The organism is Mycobacterium sp. E1386 (genome assembly GCF_001672745.1).
GTDB lineage: Bacteria > Actinomycetota > Actinomycetes > Mycobacteriales > Mycobacteriaceae > Mycobacterium.
On sequence record NZ_LZKH01000170.1, the window covers coordinates 1 to 20311 of the forward strand.

The 20311-nt window shown below is 67.3% G+C and carries 15 protein-coding genes and 1 riboswitch; of the genes, 5 read left to right on the forward strand and 10 right to left on the reverse strand.

The window, feature by feature from the left end:
• The first annotated feature begins 319 nt into the window (after nucleotides 1-319).
• Nucleotides 320-2050, forward strand: a complete 1731-nt coding sequence (gene oxc, locus A5709_RS16815; protein ID WP_067946905.1) for an oxalyl-CoA decarboxylase — start codon at nucleotides 320-322, stop codon at nucleotides 2048-2050.
• Here the strand turns inward: oxc and A5709_RS16820 are convergent.
• Nucleotides 2034-2966: a LysR family transcriptional regulator gene (locus A5709_RS16820; protein ID WP_067946975.1), complete on the reverse strand. Its 933-nt coding sequence runs from the start codon at nucleotides 2964-2966 to the stop codon at nucleotides 2034-2036. The two genes, oxc and A5709_RS16820, sit on opposite strands and share 17 nt — an antisense overlap.
• A 42-nt stretch (nucleotides 2967-3008) precedes the next feature.
• A complete protein-coding gene (locus tag A5709_RS16825; protein WP_067946907.1) occupies nucleotides 3009-3659 on the reverse strand; it encodes a cysteine hydrolase family protein in 651 nt (216 codons plus the stop codon).
• 163 nt (nucleotides 3660-3822) lie between these two features.
• Here A5709_RS16825 and A5709_RS16830 point away from each other — a divergent pair, with 163 nt between their 5' ends.
• The gene (locus tag A5709_RS16830) at nucleotides 3823-4578 is read left to right on the forward strand and encodes a L,D-transpeptidase family protein (protein ID WP_067946909.1); all 756 of its coding nucleotides are present in this window, start codon (nucleotides 3823-3825) and stop codon (nucleotides 4576-4578) included.
• Nucleotides 4579-4694: 116 nt separating this feature from the next.
• The gene (gene car, locus A5709_RS16835; RefSeq protein ID WP_082974075.1) at nucleotides 4695-8285 is read left to right on the forward strand and encodes a carboxylic acid reductase; all 3591 of its coding nucleotides are present in this window, start codon (nucleotides 4695-4697) and stop codon (nucleotides 8283-8285) included.
• An 11-nt stretch (nucleotides 8286-8296) separates the two neighbouring features.
• Here car and A5709_RS16840 read toward each other — a convergent pair whose 3' ends face one another.
• Complete coding sequence (locus A5709_RS16840) at nucleotides 8297-8905, reverse strand: hypothetical protein (RefSeq protein ID WP_068120922.1); 609 nt, start codon at nucleotides 8903-8905, stop codon at nucleotides 8297-8299.
• A 129-nt stretch (nucleotides 8906-9034) separates the two neighbouring features.
• Here A5709_RS16840 and A5709_RS16845 point away from each other — a divergent pair, with 129 nt between their 5' ends.
• Entirely contained in the window at nucleotides 9035-9979 is a 945-nt protein-coding gene (locus A5709_RS16845) for an NADP-dependent oxidoreductase (protein WP_068120892.1), read from the forward strand.
• A gap of 125 nt (nucleotides 9980-10104) precedes the next feature.
• Here the strand turns inward: A5709_RS16845 and A5709_RS16850 are convergent, their stop codons facing one another.
• Nucleotides 10105-10314 (reverse strand): hypothetical protein, encoded by a 210-nt coding sequence (locus tag A5709_RS16850; protein ID WP_067946913.1) that lies wholly within the window; start codon nucleotides 10312-10314, stop codon nucleotides 10105-10107.
• A gap of 277 nt (nucleotides 10315-10591) precedes the next feature.
• Nucleotides 10592-10777: riboswitch (M-box (ykoK) riboswitch) on the reverse strand.
• A 125-nt stretch (nucleotides 10778-10902) separates the two neighbouring features.
• Here A5709_RS16850 and A5709_RS16855 point away from each other — a divergent pair.
• Nucleotides 10903-11562 (forward strand): O-methyltransferase, encoded by a 660-nt coding sequence (locus A5709_RS16855; RefSeq protein WP_067946915.1) that lies wholly within the window; start codon nucleotides 10903-10905, stop codon nucleotides 11560-11562.
• A gap of 3 nt (nucleotides 11563-11565) precedes the next feature.
• Here the strand turns inward: A5709_RS16855 and A5709_RS16860 are convergent, their stop codons facing one another.
• The 6 genes from A5709_RS16860 to A5709_RS16885 form a co-directional block, all read right to left on the reverse strand.
• Nucleotides 11566-13569, reverse strand: coding sequence for an acyltransferase family protein (locus A5709_RS16860; protein ID WP_068120894.1), 2004 nt, complete (start codon nucleotides 13567-13569; stop codon nucleotides 11566-11568).
• Nucleotides 13570-13797: 228 nt separating this feature from the next.
• Nucleotides 13798-15000 (reverse strand): CaiB/BaiF CoA-transferase family protein, encoded by a 1203-nt coding sequence (locus A5709_RS16865; RefSeq protein WP_067946919.1) that lies wholly within the window; start codon nucleotides 14998-15000, stop codon nucleotides 13798-13800.
• Nucleotides 14993-15922: an SDR family NAD(P)-dependent oxidoreductase gene (locus A5709_RS16870; RefSeq protein WP_067946921.1), complete on the reverse strand. Its 930-nt coding sequence runs from the start codon at nucleotides 15920-15922 to the stop codon at nucleotides 14993-14995. The genes A5709_RS16865 and A5709_RS16870 overlap by 8 nt, the downstream gene beginning before the upstream one ends.
• Entirely contained in the window at nucleotides 15922-17763 is a 1842-nt protein-coding gene (locus A5709_RS16875) for an NAD(P)/FAD-dependent oxidoreductase (protein ID WP_068120896.1), read from the reverse strand. Before A5709_RS16875 ends, A5709_RS16870 begins: the two co-directional genes overlap by 1 nt.
• Complete coding sequence (locus A5709_RS16880; RefSeq protein ID WP_068120899.1) at nucleotides 17760-18935, reverse strand: LLM class flavin-dependent oxidoreductase; 1176 nt, start codon at nucleotides 18933-18935, stop codon at nucleotides 17760-17762. The genes A5709_RS16875 and A5709_RS16880 overlap by 4 nt, the downstream gene beginning before the upstream one ends.
• Nucleotides 18932-20308, reverse strand: a complete 1377-nt coding sequence (locus A5709_RS16885) for an SRPBCC family protein (protein ID WP_068120901.1) — start codon at nucleotides 20306-20308, stop codon at nucleotides 18932-18934. The genes A5709_RS16880 and A5709_RS16885 overlap by 4 nt, the downstream gene beginning before the upstream one ends.
• Between the last annotated feature and the right edge of the window lie 3 nt (nucleotides 20309-20311).

A 20311-nucleotide genomic window follows, 5' to 3' on the forward strand; every position in this document is an offset into this window, starting at 1 on the left:
GCCATACTGTGGCGCGGCCGCCCGGCGGGTGTCCAAGACCGAGCCGCTATGCAGCGATTCACGCCGTCTATCGCCGCTGGCCAGCCGGGTTCCCAGCGTCGATAGCCAACGGTTATCGGTCGTGAGTGAATCGATATTGGACGCACGGAGCGGCCACCCGGCATGGTTCGAGCAGGTGATGACCAAGAGAGAAGGAGTGCGGCGATAGACGGCGTGAATCGCTGCATAGCGGCTCGGTCTTGGACACCCGCCGGGCGGCCGCGCCACAGTATGGCTGAGGCTTTACCCAACCTCCGACCACACACGAGGAGTCGGCACCATGACCGCAGTTTCGGCATCTCCCGGCCAGGGGCACGAGTCCACGCGCCTGATCGACGGCTTCCACCTGGTGGTGGAAGCGCTCAAGGCCAACGACGTGGAGACCATCTACGGGATCGTCGGCATCCCGGTCACCGACCTCGCCCGCGTCGCGCAGGCGTCGGGAATCCGCTACATCGGCTTCCGGCAGGAGACTTCGGCCGGCAATGCCGCCGCCGCCGCCGGATTCCTGACCGGCCGACCCGGTGTGTGCCTTACGACATCGGGGCCCGGTTTCCTCAACGGGTTGCCGGCCCTCGCCAACGCCACGGCGAACTGCTTCCCGATGATCCAGATCTCGGGTTCCAGCAATCGGGCGCTGGTCGACTTGCAACGCGGTGACTACCAGGACATCGACCAACTCAACGCCGCAAGGCCGTTCGCGAAGGCGGCCTACCGGATCAGCCGGGTCGAGGACATCGGGCGCGGCGTCGCGCGTGCCATCCGCACCGCGATCTCCGGCCGGCCCGGTGGCGTTTACCTCGACATCCCCGGCGAGGTGTTGGGGCAAGCCATGGACGCGGCGGCCGGTGCGGAGACGGTCTGGCGGATCGTCGACCCCGCGCCCCGGCAGCTGCCGGCGCCCGACGCGGTCGATCGCGCGCTGCGGATGCTGGCACAGGCGCGGCGACCCTTGATCGTGCTCGGCAAGGGTGCGGCATATGCCCGGGCCGACAACATGATTCGCGAGTTCGTCGAGGCGAGCGGCATTCCGTTCCTGCCGATGTCGATGGCCAAGGGGCTGCTGCCGGACTCCCATCCGCAGTCGGCCGCAGCCGCGCGGTCGCTCGCGGTCGCGCGCGCCGACGTCGTGTTGCTGGTCGGCGCCCGGCTGAACTGGCTACTCGGCCACGGGGACTCGCCGCAATGGTCCGCCGACGCCAAGTTCGTGCAGGTCGATATCGCGCCGTCGGAGTTCGACAGCAATCAGCCGATCGCCGCGCCCGTGGTCGGCGACATCGGCTCGGTGATGTCGGCGCTGCGTGACGGCCTGGCCGCCCACCCCGTCACGGTGCCCGCGGAATGGGCCAAGGAGTTGGCCGAGCGCACCGCCCGCAACGACGCCAAGATGCGCGAACACCTGGGCGAAAACCCGCATCCCATGCGCTTTTACAATGCGCTCGGCGCGATCCGCGCCGTCCTGCAGGAGAACCCGGACGCCTACCTCGTCAACGAGGGAGCCAACGCGCTGGACCTGGCCCGCAACGTCATCGGCATGGAGGTGCCGCGGCACCGGCTGGACACGGGAACCTGGGGCGTCATGGGCATCGGCATGGGTTACGCCATCGCGGCCGCCGTCGAGACCGGCGACCCTGTGGTCGCGGTCGAGGGTGACAGCGCATTCGGCTTCAGCGGCATGGAAGTCGAGACCATCTGCCGCTACCGGCTTCCGGTGACCGTCGTCATTCTCAACAACGGCGGTGTCTACCGGGGCGATGAAGTAGCCACCGGGTCGGATCCGGCGCCCACCGTGCTCAATGCGCGGGCGCGTCACGAGCTGATCGCGGAAGCATTCGGCGGCAAGGGATATCACGTCACCACCCCGGAGGAGCTGCGATCGGCGCTGTCCGAGTCGATCGGCTCCCGGGAGCCGTCGATCATCGACTGCGAGCTCGACCCGGCGGCCGGGGTGGAAAGCGGGCATCTGGCGAGCCTGAACCCGACCAGTAAGGCGGTCAGCGCTGGTGGGTGATTCGCGACAACTGCGCGTCGAAGAACTCGTGCAGCGACAGTTGCGCCGCCGAGGCGGCGAGCGCGCGGGCGATCGGTGACCCCGGGCCAGCGGAATTGGTGGCCAGCGCGACGTCGGCCTTGAGCACCGGGTCGACCATCTGGACCGCGCGGACTTCTCGCCCCAGTGGCGACGTCCACAACCAGGTGTGCGGCACGATGCACGCCCAATTCCCCGCGGCAACCTGAGCGAACAGCGAAGCGACGGAGTCGGTTTCGACCTGCGGGGCCACTTCGATGGCGTGGTTGGCGAAGGCCTTGTCGATGATCTGACGGTCCCGCATCTCGGGCGTGAGCAACGCCAGCGGCAACTGCGCGGCCTCCGGCCAAGTCATCGTCGAAGCGGCGGATCCCAGCATGTCCGCGGGCGACAACAACACATAGTGCTCCTCATACAGCGGCACCAGGTTCACCCCGTGGTCCTCGTCGGGCGCCGCGTGCACGATCGCGGCATCCAGTTCGAATTCCCTTAGCCGCCGGTACAGTTCGGTGCCGGACAGCCGGGACAGGATGTGCACCTTCGCCAACGGGTGCGCCGAACAGAACGCCGAGAGCACCAGGGACGCAGTCGTCGACGCGGTGGGGACCGTGCCCAGCCTCAGCATGCCGGTGATGCCCGACCGCACCGCGTGCACCTCAGACTTGAAGGCATCGTGCTCGGCGAGAATCCGCTTCGCCCACACCACCAACCGCTCACCCTCGGGCGTGAGGCCCTCGAAGCTGTGCCCGCGATTGATCAGCGTGACGTTCAGTTCCCGTTCCAGCTTGGCGATCGCGGCGGACAGCGCGGGTTGCGATACGAAGCACTTCTCGGCCGCGCGGGCGAAGTGGCGCTCTTGCGCGACCGCGACGAAGTACTCCAGCTGACGGAAGAGCACCCGCACCTCCTCTGCCGCGGGATTTTTGCTGAGGCTAACCCTTCACCGGCACGCCAGCCAGTCCAGCGTCTCCGACAGCTCCAGCACATGCACTCCGATGGCACGGCACTCTTCGGCACCGCGGTCATACAAGCCCGAGATCGCATCGGACACCAGGACCGTTCTGAAGTCTCGTTCGGAGGCCTCGTAAATCGACGTCCGAGGACAGTTCGGGAAATTGCAACCCGCAAAAACCAGTGTGTCGCTGCCACTTTCGCGTAGATGCTGTTCGAGACCCGTGCCGTAGAAGGCCCCCCACCTCGATTTGTACATCACATGCTCGGCCGGACCGACCTCTTGGAATCCACCGGCCAACAGCAATTCGTGGTCCAACTCGACGGCCTTGGGCAGCAACTCGGCGGCGATTTGCGAACCGGCGCTGCCCGGTTCGGCGAATCGCGCGCCTCCCTCTATCGATCGACGGCGAACCGGGTCGGCGTTCGACCCGTCCGGCCGGTATAGCCGGACCACATGCACGATCGGTAACCCGCGCCGACGGAACGCTTCCGCCAGCTTTGCCATCGCCGGAATCGCCGCACTGGTCCCGTCAACCCGCATCGGGGCATCGCCGGCATAGAAATCACGCTGCACGTCGATCAGCACCAACGCTGCGGAATCCGCAATCGGGCGCGTGTAAGGGTCGTCAACGACCATGCTCGCCCCCTCCCGATCCCGCCCCGACGGAGTCCAGCTCAGCCGCTGGTCGGCTCGTAACCGCCACATCAGGCGAACCAACCATGTTTGCTGAAAACCTCAATAGCCGGTCCGCCAGTAGAATATCGTTGTGTTGATTGCACCATCGCGAAGGGTATGCACCATGCGTCGAGCGGTTCGTTATCTATCCGTTATGGTGGCGATCACGACCACATGCACGCTGGGAAGCGGCGCCCGCGCAGTGGCGGCGATCCCACTTCCCCAGCCGGTTCCCGCCGTTGCCTCGGTTTTGCCGGCTAACGGCGCGGTCGTGGGGGTGGCGCACCCAGTGGTGGTGACGTTCATGGCACCGATCAGGGATCGAGGCGCCGCCGAGCGGTCGATCCACGTCGCGTCGCCGAGCAACACGCCCGGACACTTCGAGTGGGTCGAGAACAACGTCGTGCAGTGGGTGCCGAACCGGTACTGGCCCGCCCACACCCACGTCTCGGTGGGCATTCAGGCACTGACCACGGGATTCGACACCGGTGACGCATTACTCGGTGTTGCCAGCATCTCCGGTCACACCTTCACCGTCAGCCGGAACGGAGAAGTGCTGCGCACCATGCCCGCGTCGATGGGTAAGCCCAGCCGGCCCACACCCATCGGCAACTTCACCGCCCTGGAAAAGCAGCGCACCGTGGTCATGGACTCGCGCACCATCGGCATCCCGCTGAGCTCGCCCGAGGGGTACAAGATCACCGCCTCATATGCGGTTCGCGTCACGTGGAGCGGCGTCTACGTGCACTCGGCGCCCTGGTCGGTTGACTCACAGGGTTACGCCAACGTCAGTCATGGCTGCATCAACCTCAGTCCTGATAATGCCGCCTGGTATTTCAACCAGGTGAATGTGGGCGACCCCATCCAGGTCGTCGCGTAGGTGCGTGCCCGCGCCCTCGGCTTCGGGCCAGTGTGACAACCGTCACAGCCATCGAACGGAAGACTGGCCCGTGACGGTGGGTTCCCGCTAGACGAGGATCGAACGGGAGGCTGGCCATGACCGGTGATGCGGAACAACAAGAATCCACCGTCGCGGGTTCGATCAGCCCGGCGCGGGAGCGGGTTGACAACCGCATTCGCCAACTGGACGCGACGGACGAACAGTTCCGCAGCACGAAACCGAATCCGGCACTGCAACGAGCGGCGCGCGAACCGGAGCTTCGCCTGACACAGATCCTGCGGACCTTCGTCGACGGCTATGCCGACCGCCCGGCGCTGGGTTGGCGAGCGCGGTCGCTGGTCACCGATCCCGCAACCGGCCGCACCACCGCGCAGTTACTCCCCCGGTTCGACACCCTCAGCTACCGCGACCTGTGGGCCAACGTGGGTGCGATCGCCAGCGCCTGGCGGCACGACGCGGCCGATCCGGTGACGCCTCAAGACTTCGTCGCCACAGTGGGTTTCGCCAGTGCGGAGTACCTGACCCTCGATCTGGTGTGCGCCTACCTCGGCCTGGTTGCGGTGCCGCTGCAGCACAACGCGGCGGCATCACGGTTGCAACCGATCGTCGCCGAGGTCGAGCCGCGGGTGCTCGCGGCGGGCGCCGGCTACCTGGACTTGGCCGTCGAGGCGGCGCTGGGCAGCACGTCGTTGCGGCGCTTGGTGGTTTTCGACTACTCCCCCCAAATCGACGATCAGCGCCAGGCTTTGGAGCGCGCCCGCGCGAAGCTGTCCGCGGCGGGGATGGCGGTGAGGATCGAGACGTTCGACGAGTTGATCGAACGAGGTCGCGGCCTGCCGCCCGAGCCCGCGTATACCGGCGACACCGACCAGCGCCTGGCCATGATCATGTATACATCGGGCAGCACCGGACTGCCCAAGGGTGCCATGTACACCGAGCGCATGCTGTGCAAGCTGTGGACCAACGAGTTGATGCCCGACTTCGCGGACACCCCGGTGATCAACGTCAACTTCATGCCGCTCAACCACCTCGGTGGCCGGATACCGCTGTCGACCGCGTTCCAAGCGGGCGGCACCAGTTACTTCGTGCCCGAAAGTGACCTCTCCACGCTGTTCGAAGACTGGAACCTGGTGCGCCCCACCGAAATGGGGTTGGTGCCGCGGGTGGCGGAGATGCTGTACCAGCGCTACCAAAGCGCCGTCGACCGGCGGGTCTTCCAGGGAACCGACCGGGCATCCGCCGAGGCCGAGGCGCAGGTCGAGTTGCGCGAGCAGGTCTTGGGCGGCCGCATCATCACCGCGTTCTGCGGCACCGCGCCGCTTGCGGCGGAGATGCGCGGGTTCGTGGAGAGCTGCCTGGACGTGCACGTCCTCGACGGCTACGGCCTGACCGAGGTCGGGATGGTGACCAAGGATGGCCGGATCGCCGCGCCGCCGGTTCTGGGGTACAAGCTCATCGACGTTCCCGAGCTGGGTTATTTCCTTACCGACAAGCCTTTTCCGCGCGGCGAGCTGCTGGTCAAATCGCTCACCGCCACGCCCGGATACTTCAAGCGTCCGGACGTCACCGCCAACGCCTTCGACGAACAAGGCTACTACCGGACCGGGGACGTGATGGCCGAGCTGGAGCCCGGCCGGCTCGCGTACGTCGACCGTCGCAACAACGTATTGAAGCTCGCCCAAGGCGAATTCGTCGCCGTCGCCCGCCTGGAGGCCGTCTTCAGCAGCGCGGCCCTGGTCCGCCAGATCTTCGTCTACGGCAACAGCGAACGCCCGTATCTGTTGGCCGTGGTGGTGCCGACCGCCGACGCGCTGGACAGGTTCGCCGGTGACCCCGACGGGCTCAAGGCCGCCCTGCACGAATCACTGCGCCAGTCAGGCAGACTCGCCGAGCTGCAGTCCTACGAGGTGCCTGTCGACTTTCTCGTCGAGGCTGAGCCGTTCAGCGAGGACAACGGGCTGCTGTCCGGCGTGGGCAAGCTGCTCAGGCCGAAACTCAAAGAGCACTACGGCGAGCGGCTCGAGCAGTTGTATGCGGACCTGGCCGCCAACCGGGTGACCGAGCTGCGGGCGCTGCGCGAGGGCGCGGCCGACCGCCCGGTCATCGACACGCTCGTTCGCGCCGCCGAAGCGCTGCTCGGCCTGGCCGGCGGCCCACCCGAACCCGATGCGCTGTTCATCGAACTCGGCGGAGATTCCCTGTCGGCCTTGACCTTCTCCAACCTGCTGCAGGACATCTTCGACGTCGAGGTGCCGGTGGGCATGATCATCGGCCCGGCCACCGATTTAGGCCGGCTCGCGGAATACGTTGAGGCCGAACGCCGAACGGGATCCGGGCGGACGACATTCGGGTCGGTGCACGGGCGGGATGCCACCGAGGTCCGCGCCGCCGACCTCACACTTGACAAGTTCATCGACACGAGAACATTGTCCGACGCCCCGGCCCTGCCGCGAGCCACCGGCACGCCGCACACTGTCCTGTTGACCGGCGCCAACGGATATCTGGGCCGCTTCCTCTGCCTGGAATGGATGGAGCGGCTCGCCGAGACGGGCGGAACATTGGTCTGCATCGTGCGGGGCACCGACGCCGCGGCCGCCGCCAAGCGACTGGAGGATGTCTACCGCAGCGGAGATCCGCATCTGGTCGAACGCTTCCGCGAGCTCGCGGCCGATCATCTCGAGGTGATCGCCGGCGATATCGGTGAGCCGAACCTGGGGCTGGACCAGGCGACGTGGGACCGGCTGGCCCGCACCGTGGACTTGATCGTCCACCCGGCGGCGCTGGTCAATCACGTCCTGCCCTACGAGCAGCTGTTCGGGCCGAATGTCGTTGGCACCGCCGAAGTTATCCGCATGGCGATCACCACCCGCATCAAACCGGTGACCTACCTGTCAACCGTTGCCGTGGCCATGTCCGTCGATCCGGCCGACTTCGAAGAGGACGGCGACATCCGCACGATCAGCCCGGTCCGGCCGGTCGAGGCTAGCTACGCCAACGGGTACGCCAACAGCAAGTGGGCCGGCGAGGTACTGCTGCGCGAGGCACACGACCTGTGCGAACTGCCCGTCGCCGTGTTCCGGTCCGACATGATCCTCGCCCACAGCCGCTACGCCGGACAGCTGAACGTGCCCGATGCCTTTACGCGGTTGATCTTCAGCCTGCTCGTCACCGGCATCGCGCCGTCGTCGTTCTACGAAACCACCGACACCGGTGGCCGGCCCGTCGCACATTACGACGGGCTGCCCGCCGACTTCGTGGCCGAGGCGGTGACCGCGCTCGGTGAGCAGATCGCGACCGCCGCCGACGACACGGGATCTGCCGGGGTGTTTCGGTCCTATGACGTGATGAATCCGCACGACGACGGAATCTCCCTGGACGTGTTCGTGGACTGGCTGATCGCCGACCGTCACGACATCCGGCGCATCGACAACTACGACGAGTGGCTCGCCCGCTTCGGCACCGCGCTTCGGGCCCTACCGGACAAGCAGCGCCAACAGTCCGTCCTGCCGTTGCTGGACGCTTACCGGAGGCCGGAGAAACCGCTGCGCGGCGCGCCGGCCCCGACCGAGGGGTTCCGGGGAGCTGTCCAAGCCGCCAAACTCGGTGCGGACAAAGACATTCCGCATCTGTCGGCGGACCTGATCGCCAAGTACGTTTTCGATCTGCGGTTGCTCGGCCTGCTGTAGCCGCGGCGGGCCTACCCGGGCAGACCTTTCTTGATGGCGGCATCCTGCTTGCGCCCGATGTCGGCGGCCATGCCCGGATCGATCGGATCGCCAGGTGTGCTGTGGAATTCGAGATTGACGAGCGCCTTGCCCTCGCTGAACAGCAACACCGTCACCGCTTGCCCGTTGTCGGGCGACGTGCCGGAGATCATGGTCCCGTTGGAGCCGACGTCTATCGGCCGCCACGTGCCGTTGATCTTGCCCGCGTAATTGGCCCTGGTCCTGTCGATTCCGGCCGCGGCCGTCGCGGGGTCGGCGACGACCAGGATGCTGTCGCCGATCCGCCGGCTGTTGTCGGCGCTCGCGAACAGCTGCGCCACCCCGGGCGCATTGTTGGGGTTCAGCACCGGCGGCTGCGGCGCGGTGAGATCGCCGCCGATGTCGGTCGGCTTGATCAGTAGTGTGCTGTAATCCGTGGGTTGCCCTGGCGACGGACTGGCCACGCTGGAACCGGTGGAGCGTGCGGCGGAACTCGAATCGGTCGGGGACGCGTTGTTGCTGCCACCGCAGCCGGCGAGCGCCGCGCCAGCCACTACGGCGGCGAGCGCCCACCCGACACCGGAGATCCGAGCAACCTTCATGGGCGTTCCTTCCGCGTTCTGGCCGGCGGCGCATTCGCGCATGCGCGACCCACGCCGGAAACTGGATACCCATTTTCCAGTGCCTATGCTGGCGTGGGAGGTCATGAGCGCTGCGGGGAGGAGATCGAGATGACGGCTGCGACTGCGCGCGCCGTTCGGTTCGACCGGTACGGCGGCCGCGAGGTGTTGTACGTGGCGGACATCGACATGCCAACCCCCGCGCCCGGTGAGGTGATCGTCGAGATCCGCGCCGCCGGGATCAACCCCGGTGAGGCCGCCATCCGAGCCGGGGCGATACACGAGATGTTTCCCGCGACGTTTCCCTCCGGCGAGGGCAGCGACCTCGCCGGCGTGGTGACCACGCCGGGCCCCGGGGTAACCGAATTCGCGGTCGGCGACGAGGTTTTGGGGTTCAGCTTGCGCCGCTCCAGCCACGCGACCCATGCCGCGGTGCCGGCCGGCCAGCTGATTCGCAAACCGGCCCAACTCAGTTGGGAGATCGCGGGTTCGCTCTATGTGGTCGGCGTGACCGCGTACGCGGCCGTCCGAGCGGTGGCGCCGCAACCGGGTGAGACCGTGGCCGTCTCGGCGGCGGCGGGCGGAGTGGGCAGCCTCGTCGTGCAACTGCTGGCCCTGCGCAAGGCGCGCGTGCTCGGCATCGCCGGACCGGGCAACGCCGACTGGCTGCGGGCTCATGGCGCCACCCCGATCCTCTATGGCGACGGCCTGGCCGATCGGCTGCGCGAGGCGGCGCCCACCGGCATCGACGCATTCATCGACCTGTTCGGGCCCGACTACGTGCAGCTCGCCGTCGACCTCGGTGTCGCACCCGAACGAATCGACACCATCATCTCGTTCCAAAAGGCCGGTGAAGTCGGCGCCAAAACCGAAGGCAGCGCCGAAGCGTCGACGCCGGAGGTGCTGGCCGAGATGGCCGGCCTCGTCGTCAGCGGCGCCATCGATTTCGAGATCGCCGCCACCTATCCGCTGGATCGAGTCGCCGACGCCTACGAGCAATTGGAAAAGCGCCACACTCGCGGCAAAATCGTTCTGCTGCCCAATGTTTCACAGTGAGGCGGCCCGGCCCGCCCGGTAAGCGGGGCCGGGAATCCGCCGCCACGTGCGCCCACGACGCCCGTGCCCGCCCGATGCGACGGCCCCGGGGAAACACGGGCGTCATGGTGTTCTGGTGGAATCCGTCACCGCCGGTCGCCGGTCGAGGCGTGCCCGCCCAGCGATGCGGTAACGACGGCGATCGGCATCCGTGACACGTAGAGGTTGGCCCGCTCCTGCGGAGTCAGGGTGGTCCGCGCGTGTACCTTGCCGGCCAACAACCGCGCCGAGCGCAGCAACGCCCGTCCGCGCCCACCGGTCCGGCCGGCAACGCGGTGTGTGACAACAAAAGCCATGATCTTCTCCTTTGTGGAGGCCCGATCGGTTCAGCTCATGGCGCGGGCCAGGGGCACTCGCGGGCACACATCGCGCGCGAATCACTGAAACACCGTGAAAGCTCAAGCGGCAGAAGGAATGCCGGAACCGGATCGGGACAAGACGGAATTGGGATACGGACTATCGCTTGGACTGGTCTCGCTCATCTCGCCCTCACCTCCTCACGGCCACGACACACGCGGGTGTCACATTCACCTGAAACACGCGAGAGGCACGAATGCCGGCGACGTGCCGGCCGATGCACCCCTCTCGTCGGAGCTTCGGCACTGCACGGCGTATCCGAGACTTAACCAACGGTCAGTCCGGAAGCCACTTGGGCTCAACCCTTGGGTCCGGGAAGAGCTGTCCTGACCCGGGGCGTCTCTCGACGTTCGGGGTCAGTGGCCTGTGTCCATGCAGACGCCTCACCTACCGAGGTGCTTGCGAAACCCTTTCTACACCGCGGTCCAGGACCCGTCAAACTGATTGACATATCCGTTACGGCAGCTCACCGCCGCTTCGAGTCGCGCGCGCCCGGTCACCCGCCGCCGGCGCCTACCCTCGACAGCATGGCCAACACTCTGCAAGATCCGAAGGTCGCGAGCGTGCTCGACCGCATGTATACCGAAGCGAAGAACCAGATGTCGCTGTTACGTCAGCGGCATGGCGACTTCGACCGGCCGATGACGGCGCAGGAGCGCGCCGACGCCATGAGCGAGTTCTACATTCCGGTCACGCCCGAAGCGGGCCGGCTGCTCTACGCCCTGGTGCGCGCGACCCGTCCGGCGACGGTCGTCGAGTTTGGGATGTCGTTCGGCATCTCCGCGCTGCACCTGGCGTCCGCCGTGCGGGACAACGGCACCGGGCGGGTGGTGACGACCGAGCTCAACGACACCAAGATCGCCGCCGCGCGGCGGACGTTCGCCGAAACCGGCCTGGACGATGTGATCACCATCCTGGAAGGGGACGCGCTGAGCACGCTGGCCGGTCTGGACGGGCCGATTGACTTTGTCTTGCTGGACGGTTGGAAGGACCTGTATCTGCCGGTGATCGAGCTGCTCGAACCGCGCCTGTCGACCGGGGCGCTGGTGGTCGCCGACAACACCAGCGCCGCGGACACCCAGCCGTACCTGGATCGGGTGCGCAATCCCGCGAACGGCTACGTCAGCTTCAACTTCGCGGTCCGGGACAGCGACAGCATGGAAATCAGCTGCCGCACCGGTGATTAGGCCCTACCGCAGGGATTCCTCGAGCCACGGCGTCAACCACTTCACCCCTTCGGGGGTGAGGTGCACGCCGTCGCTGCGAACCTTGATGCCGTCGACCTTGGCGGTGTAAACCCCGTCCGGGCAAAGCTTTTTGTTGAGGTCCAGGATTTGCACGTTCGGATGGTGGCTGACCGTCTTGCGCAGCATGGTGTTCCACAGGTTCACCCGGTCGGGCTGGTCTTCCGGATACAGCCGGCCATCCGGCTTTTCGCCGCCCCTGCTGTACGGCACGGTGGCGACCACCACCCGAACGCCGGTGGAGCTCACGATGTTCAGCGCCCGGTCCAGCTCGGCGTTGAGGTACGCGTCGAAGGTGGGGTCGCCGATGTGGGTCCATTGCCCCTCGTTGACGCGGTCGACGGTTTCCCAGCGGCCGACGATCAGCAGCGCGACGTCGGGCTGGTCCTGGGCGACCTGCTTTGACCATCGGATCGGCCAGCCGTCGCATTCGGCTCTCTGCTCCAGGGTTTGGCCGATGTAGCGATACGGCGTGCCGCGCACCAGGCTGCAGCCGATGACGGTGTGGTCGAGAAACGCGAATCCCGGCGTGGGTGGCAGGTAGTGCATCCACGTCCACCCGATCGAATCGCCGAACACCGAAACGGTGAACGGCCGGTTGGGATCCCGGGGACCGGCCGGGCGGCTGCCACCCGGCGGGGACGGGGACACCGCGGCGACGGCCGAAACCCCCGGTGGCAGGCCGGCCTCACGCAGGCCGGGCCCGGTCCCCACCGGGACGACGAGCAGGGTCACCGCGGCGGCGCTGGCAACGGCCGCCGCCGCCAGCGGCAACAGCGGCACCCGCGCCGGCCGCCAGCGCCGGATGGGTTGCTCGATCAGCCACCAGGATGCCGCGGCCAGCACCACCGTCGCGCCGCACCGGGCGGCGAACAATGGCAGCCCGCTCCACCCGGTGCGTTCGCCGTTGAGCGCCAGGAAGATCGGCCAGTGCCACAGATAGACGCCGTAGGAGATGGTGCCCAACCACACCAGGGGTGGCGCGGCCAGGACGCGGGCGACCCATCCCCGCTGCTCCAGCGCCACCGGCGCCACCACCAGCACGGCGGCGATCGCGACCCCGATGAGCAGACCGTGGCGGAACTCGCCGCTAGTGCCGGTGGCGTAATGCGTCGCCGCCGCCAGGCCCGCCAGGCCGGCGAGCGGCAGAACACGGGCGACCCGCCGGGCCCACCGGGTCCGGATCAGGCACCAGCCCCGGTTCAGTGACGGCCAGTCGCGGACCAGCAGCGCCGCCGCCGCGGCCCCGGTCAGCAGCGCCTGCGCGCGGGTGTCGGTGCCGAAATAGACACGGTCGCGCGTGTCGTCGGACACCATCACGATGGCGACCGCGGCCGAAGCCAGCGCACCCGCGGTGGCGATGACGAACGTGGCGAAGCGGACCCCGCCCACGGTGGCCCGGGTGGAGCGCCGCCTGGCTCGCGCGGCCAGCAGCAGCGTCACCGCGATCAGCAGCACCGGCCAGACGAAGTAGTACTGCTCCTCGACCCCGAGTGACCAGGTGTGCTGCAGCGGCGAGGGCGGGGCACCCTGCGTGAAGTAGTCGGTCTTCTGGGCGACGAACCGCCAGTTCGCCATCCACACGAACGCCGCGATCGCGTCGTCGCGCAGGCCGGTGAGGGACCGATCGGGCAGCATCTGGCGGGCCGCCGCCACCGTGAGGACCATCAACATCAGGGCCGGCAGCAACCGGCGCGCACGGCGAATCCAGAAGCCGGTCAGCTCAATACGGCCGGTGCGCCCCAGCTCGTCCAAAAGCAGCGAGGTGATCAGGAACCCGCTGAGCACGAAGAAGACGTCGACGCCGATGAATCCGCCACTCACACCGGGGATGCCGCCGTGCCCGACCAGCACCAGCGCAACCGCTATCGCGCGTAACCCATCGAGTGCGGGAATGCCGCTGCGCCGCTCCGGCTTGTCCCAGATCGCCAGCCGACCGGCCCTGCGCACGGGAGCGACCCAGCGAGGCTGCCGAGCACGACGGGCCGGCGCGGGATGGGTCCCGCCCGGCTCAGCGCTCGCGGTTAGCGCGCCCTGACCACCATGTCGCCCGGCGCCATAGTTGATGCCGATACGTCGCTGCCCCTCCTCTTGATCGGAGCCAGCTTAAAGGCGATGCGGCCGGATCGACCGGAGACACGCGAAGACCCGCTTCGCTTTTCGCCGGTGCCGGGCGTGTTATACGGGCCCGGCCGGTTTCACGTCGGCGTTCACGTCGACGAGGGCCAGCCCGAGCTCTTCGAGCACCTCGTCGGTGTCCCCGCCGAGCTCCGGGGCCGGCCCGGCGACGCGGCCCGGCGTGCGGGAGAACCAGGTCGGCACACCGGGGAACCGCACCGGGCCGTGCGGCGTGGGCACGGTCTCGAAAAAGCCGATGGCGTCGAGATGCTCGTCGTCGAACAGGGTCGCCGGGCTGGACAGCGACGCGGCCGGGATCTCGAGTTCGCGGAACAGATCCAGCCACTCCTGCGTCGTCCGCTGCGCCATCGTTTCGGCCAGCAGCGCGTACACGGCGTCGATCTGGCGCGCGCGCCGCTCGAGTGTGGCGTACAGATCGCTCTGCCAGGGGGGCCGCACCGCGTCCATGAAGGCGGCCCAATGCTTGTCGTTGTAGATCAGCGCGGCGATGAAGCCGTCGCTGGTGCGGTACGGCCGCCGGTTCGGCGCCACCGTCCGCGGATACACCGCGGGGCCCAGGGGCGGATCGAACATGGCGCCGTTGGCGTGCTCGACGAGCATGAAGGACGCCATCGTCTCGAACATGCCGACTTCGACCTCTTGTCCCTCGCCGGTGCGCTCGCGATGGAACAACGCCATCATGGTGGCGTAGAGCGCGGTGAGGCCGGCGACCTTGTCGGCCATGATCGTGCCGACGTAATTGGGTTCACCCGTCAATTGCTCCTGGACGAACGGCAACCCGCACGCGGCCTGGATGGTGTCGTCGTAGGCGGGCAGGTCCCGGTTGGGGCCGCGCCGGCTGTAGCCGTAGCAGTTGGTGTAGACGATCGCCGGATTGATCGCCGCCACCTCGTCGTAGCTGAACCCGAGCCGGGCAACCGCTTTGGAGCGCATCGAGTGGATGAAGACGTCGGACCGCTCGATGAGCGCGCGCAGGACGGCCTTGCCCGAGTCCGACTGCAGGTCGACGGTGATCCCCCGCTTTCCGCGGTTGACGTTGACGAAGACGCCGCCCATGCCCCGGGCCGGCCCGACCGACACATAACGCGTGTCGTCGCCTTGCGGGGGCTCGACCTTGATGACGTCGGCACCCATATCGGCCATGATTTGTGTGCAGTAGGGACCCATCACCATCGCGGTGAGGTCGACGACGCGCACGCCCGCGAGCGGGCCGCCGCGCTGGCCGGCGCCGCCGCTAGGCATTGCGCGCGCCTTCCTTGCGCGCTGCGGTTTCGAAGCTGTAGCGGATGTGGCCGCCGTGACCGTCCGGCACGACGGGAAAGACCAGTGGCGCAGCCAGATACCGGATGGCATCGATTTGCTCGGCCACGTCCTCGATCGACCACGACGGTCGGTGCACGCCGGGGGTCTCGGCGATCACCGCGCGGGCGACGCGACCGGCGATGGCAATCAGGATTTCGCCGTTGACCGGGCAGCTTTCGTGCGCCAGCAAGCCCACCACGGGCGCGACCAGTTCGGTGCCCATCGGCGGATAGGCCGAGATGTCCAGTCCCTCGGCCATTCTCGTCACCGCCGACGGCGCGATGACGTTGCAGAACACCCCGTCGGCCGCGCCTTCCAGCGCGGTGACGTTGGACAGACCGAGCAGGCCGGCCTTGGCGGCGGCATAGTTCGCGACGCCGTGGTTGCCATACAGGCCGCCGATCGACGAGGTCAGCACGATGCGGCCGTAGTGGGCGTCGCACATGAGCGGGAACGCCGGCCGCACGACGTGGAAGGCGCCCCGCAGATGAACGTCGATGACGGCGTCGAAGTCCTCGTAGCTCATCTCCTTCAAGGATCCCCGCCGGACGTTGCCGGCGTTGTGGATCAGGACGTCGACGCGCCCGTAGTTGTCCAGCGCTGCTTGGATGATCGCCTGGCCGCCCTGCGGCGTGGTGACCGACTCGGTGCACGCGACCGCGTCGCCACCGGCCGCCCGGATCTCGCTCACCACATCATGCGCGGGACCGGCGTCGGCGCCTGCGCCGGTCAGCGCGCCGCCCGTGTCGTTGACCACGACCTTGGCGCCGCGGGCCGCCAACAGCAGCGCGTACTCGCGGCCCAGTCCCCGGCCGGCGCCGGTCACCACCGCCACCCGATCGTCGAATCTCAGTTCCGCCATCACGATCCCAGTACTAGGCCGTCCAGGTCGCCCCTGTCACGCCATTCGGCCAGCAGGTCGCTGAAGGCGTAGAACCCCGGCCCGTACGGTTCACCGAGGTGCGAGCGGATACCCTCGCCTCCGCCGCCACCTTCGTTGTTGTAATAGCCCGGCGTGCACTCCGAGTCGAATTGGCTGGTGTCGATCGCCGTGTCCCTGATGGTTTGGCACCATTGGTCCTGGGCGGCCTCGCTGGGTTCGACGGTGGTCGCGCCGCGGGCCAGGGCCTCGGAAATGAGGTAGGCAATGTGCTCGCCCTGCAACTCATAGTTGGCGGCGATGTTCGCGGAGATGCCCACCTGGGTGAACCCGGTGAAGAACTGGTTGGGAAAGCCGCGGCTGGTCATCCCGTGCAACGTCTTGTACCCGTCGCGCCAGTAGTCGAAGAGCGACACCCCGCCGCGGCCTTCGATCGCGTCGATGGAGTACCGGCGGCTGATCTCGGTCGTGATCTCGAAGCCGCTGGCGTAGATGATGCAGTCGACCTCGTACTCGATGCCGTTGGCCACCAATCCCTTTGCGGTCGCCCGCTCGACTCCCTTGCTGGCCGAAACGTCGACCAGGGTCACATTGGGGCGGTTGAAGGTCTGCAGGTATTCGTCGTTCGTGGTCGGTCGCTTGCACAGGAACCGGTAGTAGGGCTTGAGCGCTTCGGCGGTTTCGGGGTTCTCGACCAAACTCTCGACCCTGCGCCGCAACCGCTCCATCACTTTGAAGTCTTCCTCGTCACGGATGGCCATGAACTGTTCCGGTGTCATCGCGGCGGGATCGGCCAGCGCGAGGACGCGCGCCGCGGTGTTGCGGCCCAACTCGGTCCAGAAATCGCAGACCAGATCCGGCTGGCCCAGCGCCATCCCCTCGAATGTCCAGGCGTGGAAGTTGCGCTGCCGCTCCTTCTGCCAGCCCGGCTTCAGCGTCTTCACCCACTCCGGATCGGTCGGCGCGTTGTTGCGCGCACCCACCGAAGAGGGCGTGCGCTGAAAGACGTACAGCTGCTTGGCGTGCCGGCCCAGGAATGGCACGATCTGGATCGCCGTCGCCCCGGTGCCCACCACCGCGACGCGTTTGTCGGCGAGCTTGTCCAACCCACCCGACGTGTCCCCGCCGGTGTACTCGTAGTCCCAGCGCGAGGAGTGAAAGCTGTGCCCCTTGAAGTCGTTGATCCCCGGTATGCCGGGCAGCTTGGGCCGGTGGAACGGTCCCGAGGCCATCACGACGAAGCGGGCCCGGATGTCGTCGCCGCGGTCCGTGCTGATCCGCCACCGCTTGCCGGTCTCGTCCCAGTGCAGCTCGCGGACCTGGGTGGAGAAGATGGCCGAGTCGTAGAGCCCGTAGTGCTTGCCAATGCGCCGGCAGTGGTCGTAGATCTCGGCACCGTCGGCGAACTTCTTCGACGGGATGAAGTTGAGCTCCTCGAGAAGCGGCACGTAGCAATAGGACTCGTTGTCGCACTGAATGCCCGGGTATCGGTTCCAATACCAGACCCCGCCGAAGTCGCCACCCAGCTCGATGATGCGAACGTCTTCGACGCCCGCCTTCTTCAGGTAGGCGCCACACAGCAGGCCACCGAAGCCGCCGCCGATCACGGCGACGTCGATGTCCGCCGAGATCGGCTCTCGCACCAACGGCGGTGAGTGCGGGTCGGTTTCGTAATATCCCGCGAAGTCGTCGACCAGTTCGACGTACTGCTTGGATCCTTCCGGGCGCAGCCGCTTCTCGCGCTCCCGGCGGTACTTCTCGCGCAGCGCCTCGAAGTCGACGTCGTCCGGGGTTTGCGATGGCGGGCAATCCGGGTTCGTCATGCCAGGGCGTTCTCCGGCAGTGCCGCGGCGTGCAGGGGCGCGTCCATCTTCTGCACGGCGGGCACCACCTCCTTGGCGAACAGTTCGGTGCTGGCCATCGCTTCGGCGTAGGGCATGGTGCCGAACTGCGGGACGATCGTCAGCTCCGCGAACGAGCACGCCTCCTGGGCCGCCTTGATCCGGTTGAAGATCTCCTCCGGCGTGCCGATCAGCAGGTTCGACGCGTGGTACCCGGGCGTCTTCGACGGGCCGGCCTTGGCGTCACCGGTCACGGACGACGCGAGGACGGCCGTCGCGGTGGCCTCTCGCGCGGCGTAGGCCTCGTAACCCTTGACGCCCTTGAAATTCGAGGCGTCGGCGAACCCGTAGTGCACGGTGACGTCGCGGTTGGCCGTCCAGATCCACTCCTCGGATGCGGCGGGGTCACCGGTGGTGCAGTACATGAACATCACGTTCTTGGGCTGGCAGGGCGGCAGGCCCTCCTCCTTGCGGAACGTGTTGACCTTCTGCACTTCCCGTCCGGCGTCCTCGATCGGCTTGTTGCCGACGAAGAGCGGGACCATGCCGCGGCGGGCCAGGATCTCCAGCGACTCAGCGGTCGAGGACGAGCTGTAGATGCGTGAAAAGAGGTCGCTGCTGAGCGGTTCGGGGCGTAGCGACATTTCGGGGACCTTGAAGATCTCGCCGTCGTAGGAGAACCGATCGCCGGAGAACGCCAGCTGCAGGATGTCGAGGGTCTCGTTGAACCGCTGCCTGCTCTCCTCCCGCGGCACGCCGACGGCGTCGAACTCTCCCTTCGAGACGCCTCGACCGATGCCGATCGTGGTGTAACGGCCGTTGGACAGGATGTCGAGGTAGGCGATCTGGTGCGCGAGCCGGATGGGATGCCACCACGGCGCGACGACGACGAAGGTGCCCAGGCCGACCCGCTCGGTGCGGCCGGCGAAATAGCTCAGCGCCTGAATGGGGTTGGGCGTCATGCCATATGGGGTCCCGCAATGCTCGGGCATCCAGATGCCGTCGAACCCGAGCGGCTCGGCCAGGTCGGCGATCGCCAGGGTCGCCTGGACGCATTCCCAGTCCGGGGTGGCCGGCGGCCGACTGAAGTCTTCGGCCAGCACGCGCTCCCAGTCGTGGGAGTTGTGCGCGCCGAAACCAAGATTGACCTTCATCGTTGCATCTCCGTTGCTAGTTCCTTCGGGGCACCGCTGCCCAGGTAACGGGCGAGGTTGCGGTGCAGGTTGGCGGTGCTGCGTTCCATGTACGGGTTGGGCTTGGGGCCGCGGAAGCCGTACGACTTCATGCCTTTCTGGACGGCGGCCATGTTGGAGAAGTCCTGCGGCAGCACGCTGCGCCAGTTCGGGTCATCCGGCGGCGCGTACACCCATTCGGTTTGCGGCTCTTCGCCTTTGGGGTAGAGCTCGTAGCACGAGGCTTCGAAGATGCACTTGTCGGGGTCGTAGCCGAAGGGCCGGGCGCTGTAGCACAGCGCGGTGGTCAGGCCCTGGCCGATCTGGAAGTTCGGGAAGATCTGCCACGCGGTACCACTCTTGGCCAGGTGTTCGGGGTCGATGGTCGGCCACTCGACGCCACGCGCCGCGTCGTCACGTCGCGCCGAGGACAACCAGTGCTCGAGCACCCGACCGGCGGGGGTGTCCGCGGGCAGCTCGTCGACCAGCCGGCGCGCCGCCTCCACCAGGGTCTTGGTGGTGGTGGCGTTGGTTTCCTCCAGCGTGTAGATCTGCATCTCCGCCGTCGAGATCCGCGGGTCCGCACCGGTACCCAGGCGGATCTTCGATTTGGTCTCTTCGAGCCCCTTGGGCGCGTCGTAGCCGATGTTGCTGTGCTTGCCCTGCGCCATCGCCCAGCCGCGGAAGTTGCCGAATTTGTTGAACTGCGGATGGGTGGTAGCGACGTGGTAGGTCTCGTTGAAGGCCTCCATCGCGACCTTCCAATTGCATTCGAAATGCAGCCATTTCCGCCATTTGCAGCGCATGTCCTGCAGGCGGAACGGGTCGAGCATGGTCGCGGCGGGCTCGAGGTAGTCCCGCAACGGTTCGCACGCCGGATCCATGTTGATCCAGACCCAGCCGCCCCAGGTGTCGACGTTGACCGGCGCCAGGTGGGTGTTCTCCGGCGTCAGTGCGCCCTGCCAGTCCTGCCGCTCGGGCACGTGGGTGCAGACGCCGTCCTGGTCGTAGGTCCAGCCGTGAAACCCGCACACGAACGACTTCTTGTGGCCGCAAGCGTTTCTCGCGCCGTCCGGGGTGTCGACCAGCCTGCGCCCGCGGTGCATGCACACGTTGTGGTGCGCCTTGAGCGTGTCGGGTCCGGTGCGGATCACGACGACGGAGTCGTCCAGGATGTCGTAGGTGAGGTAGCTGCCGACCTTGGGCAGGTCTTCCACGCGCCCGACTTGCTGCCACACCTTGCGCCAGAGCTTGTCGCGCTCGGCGCGCAGGTATTCCTCGGAGAGGTACGCCTCTACCGGGATCGTGACCGGCTCGGTCATCTCCTCGGGCGCGGCCGCGCCGTTCTGTGCCATCGG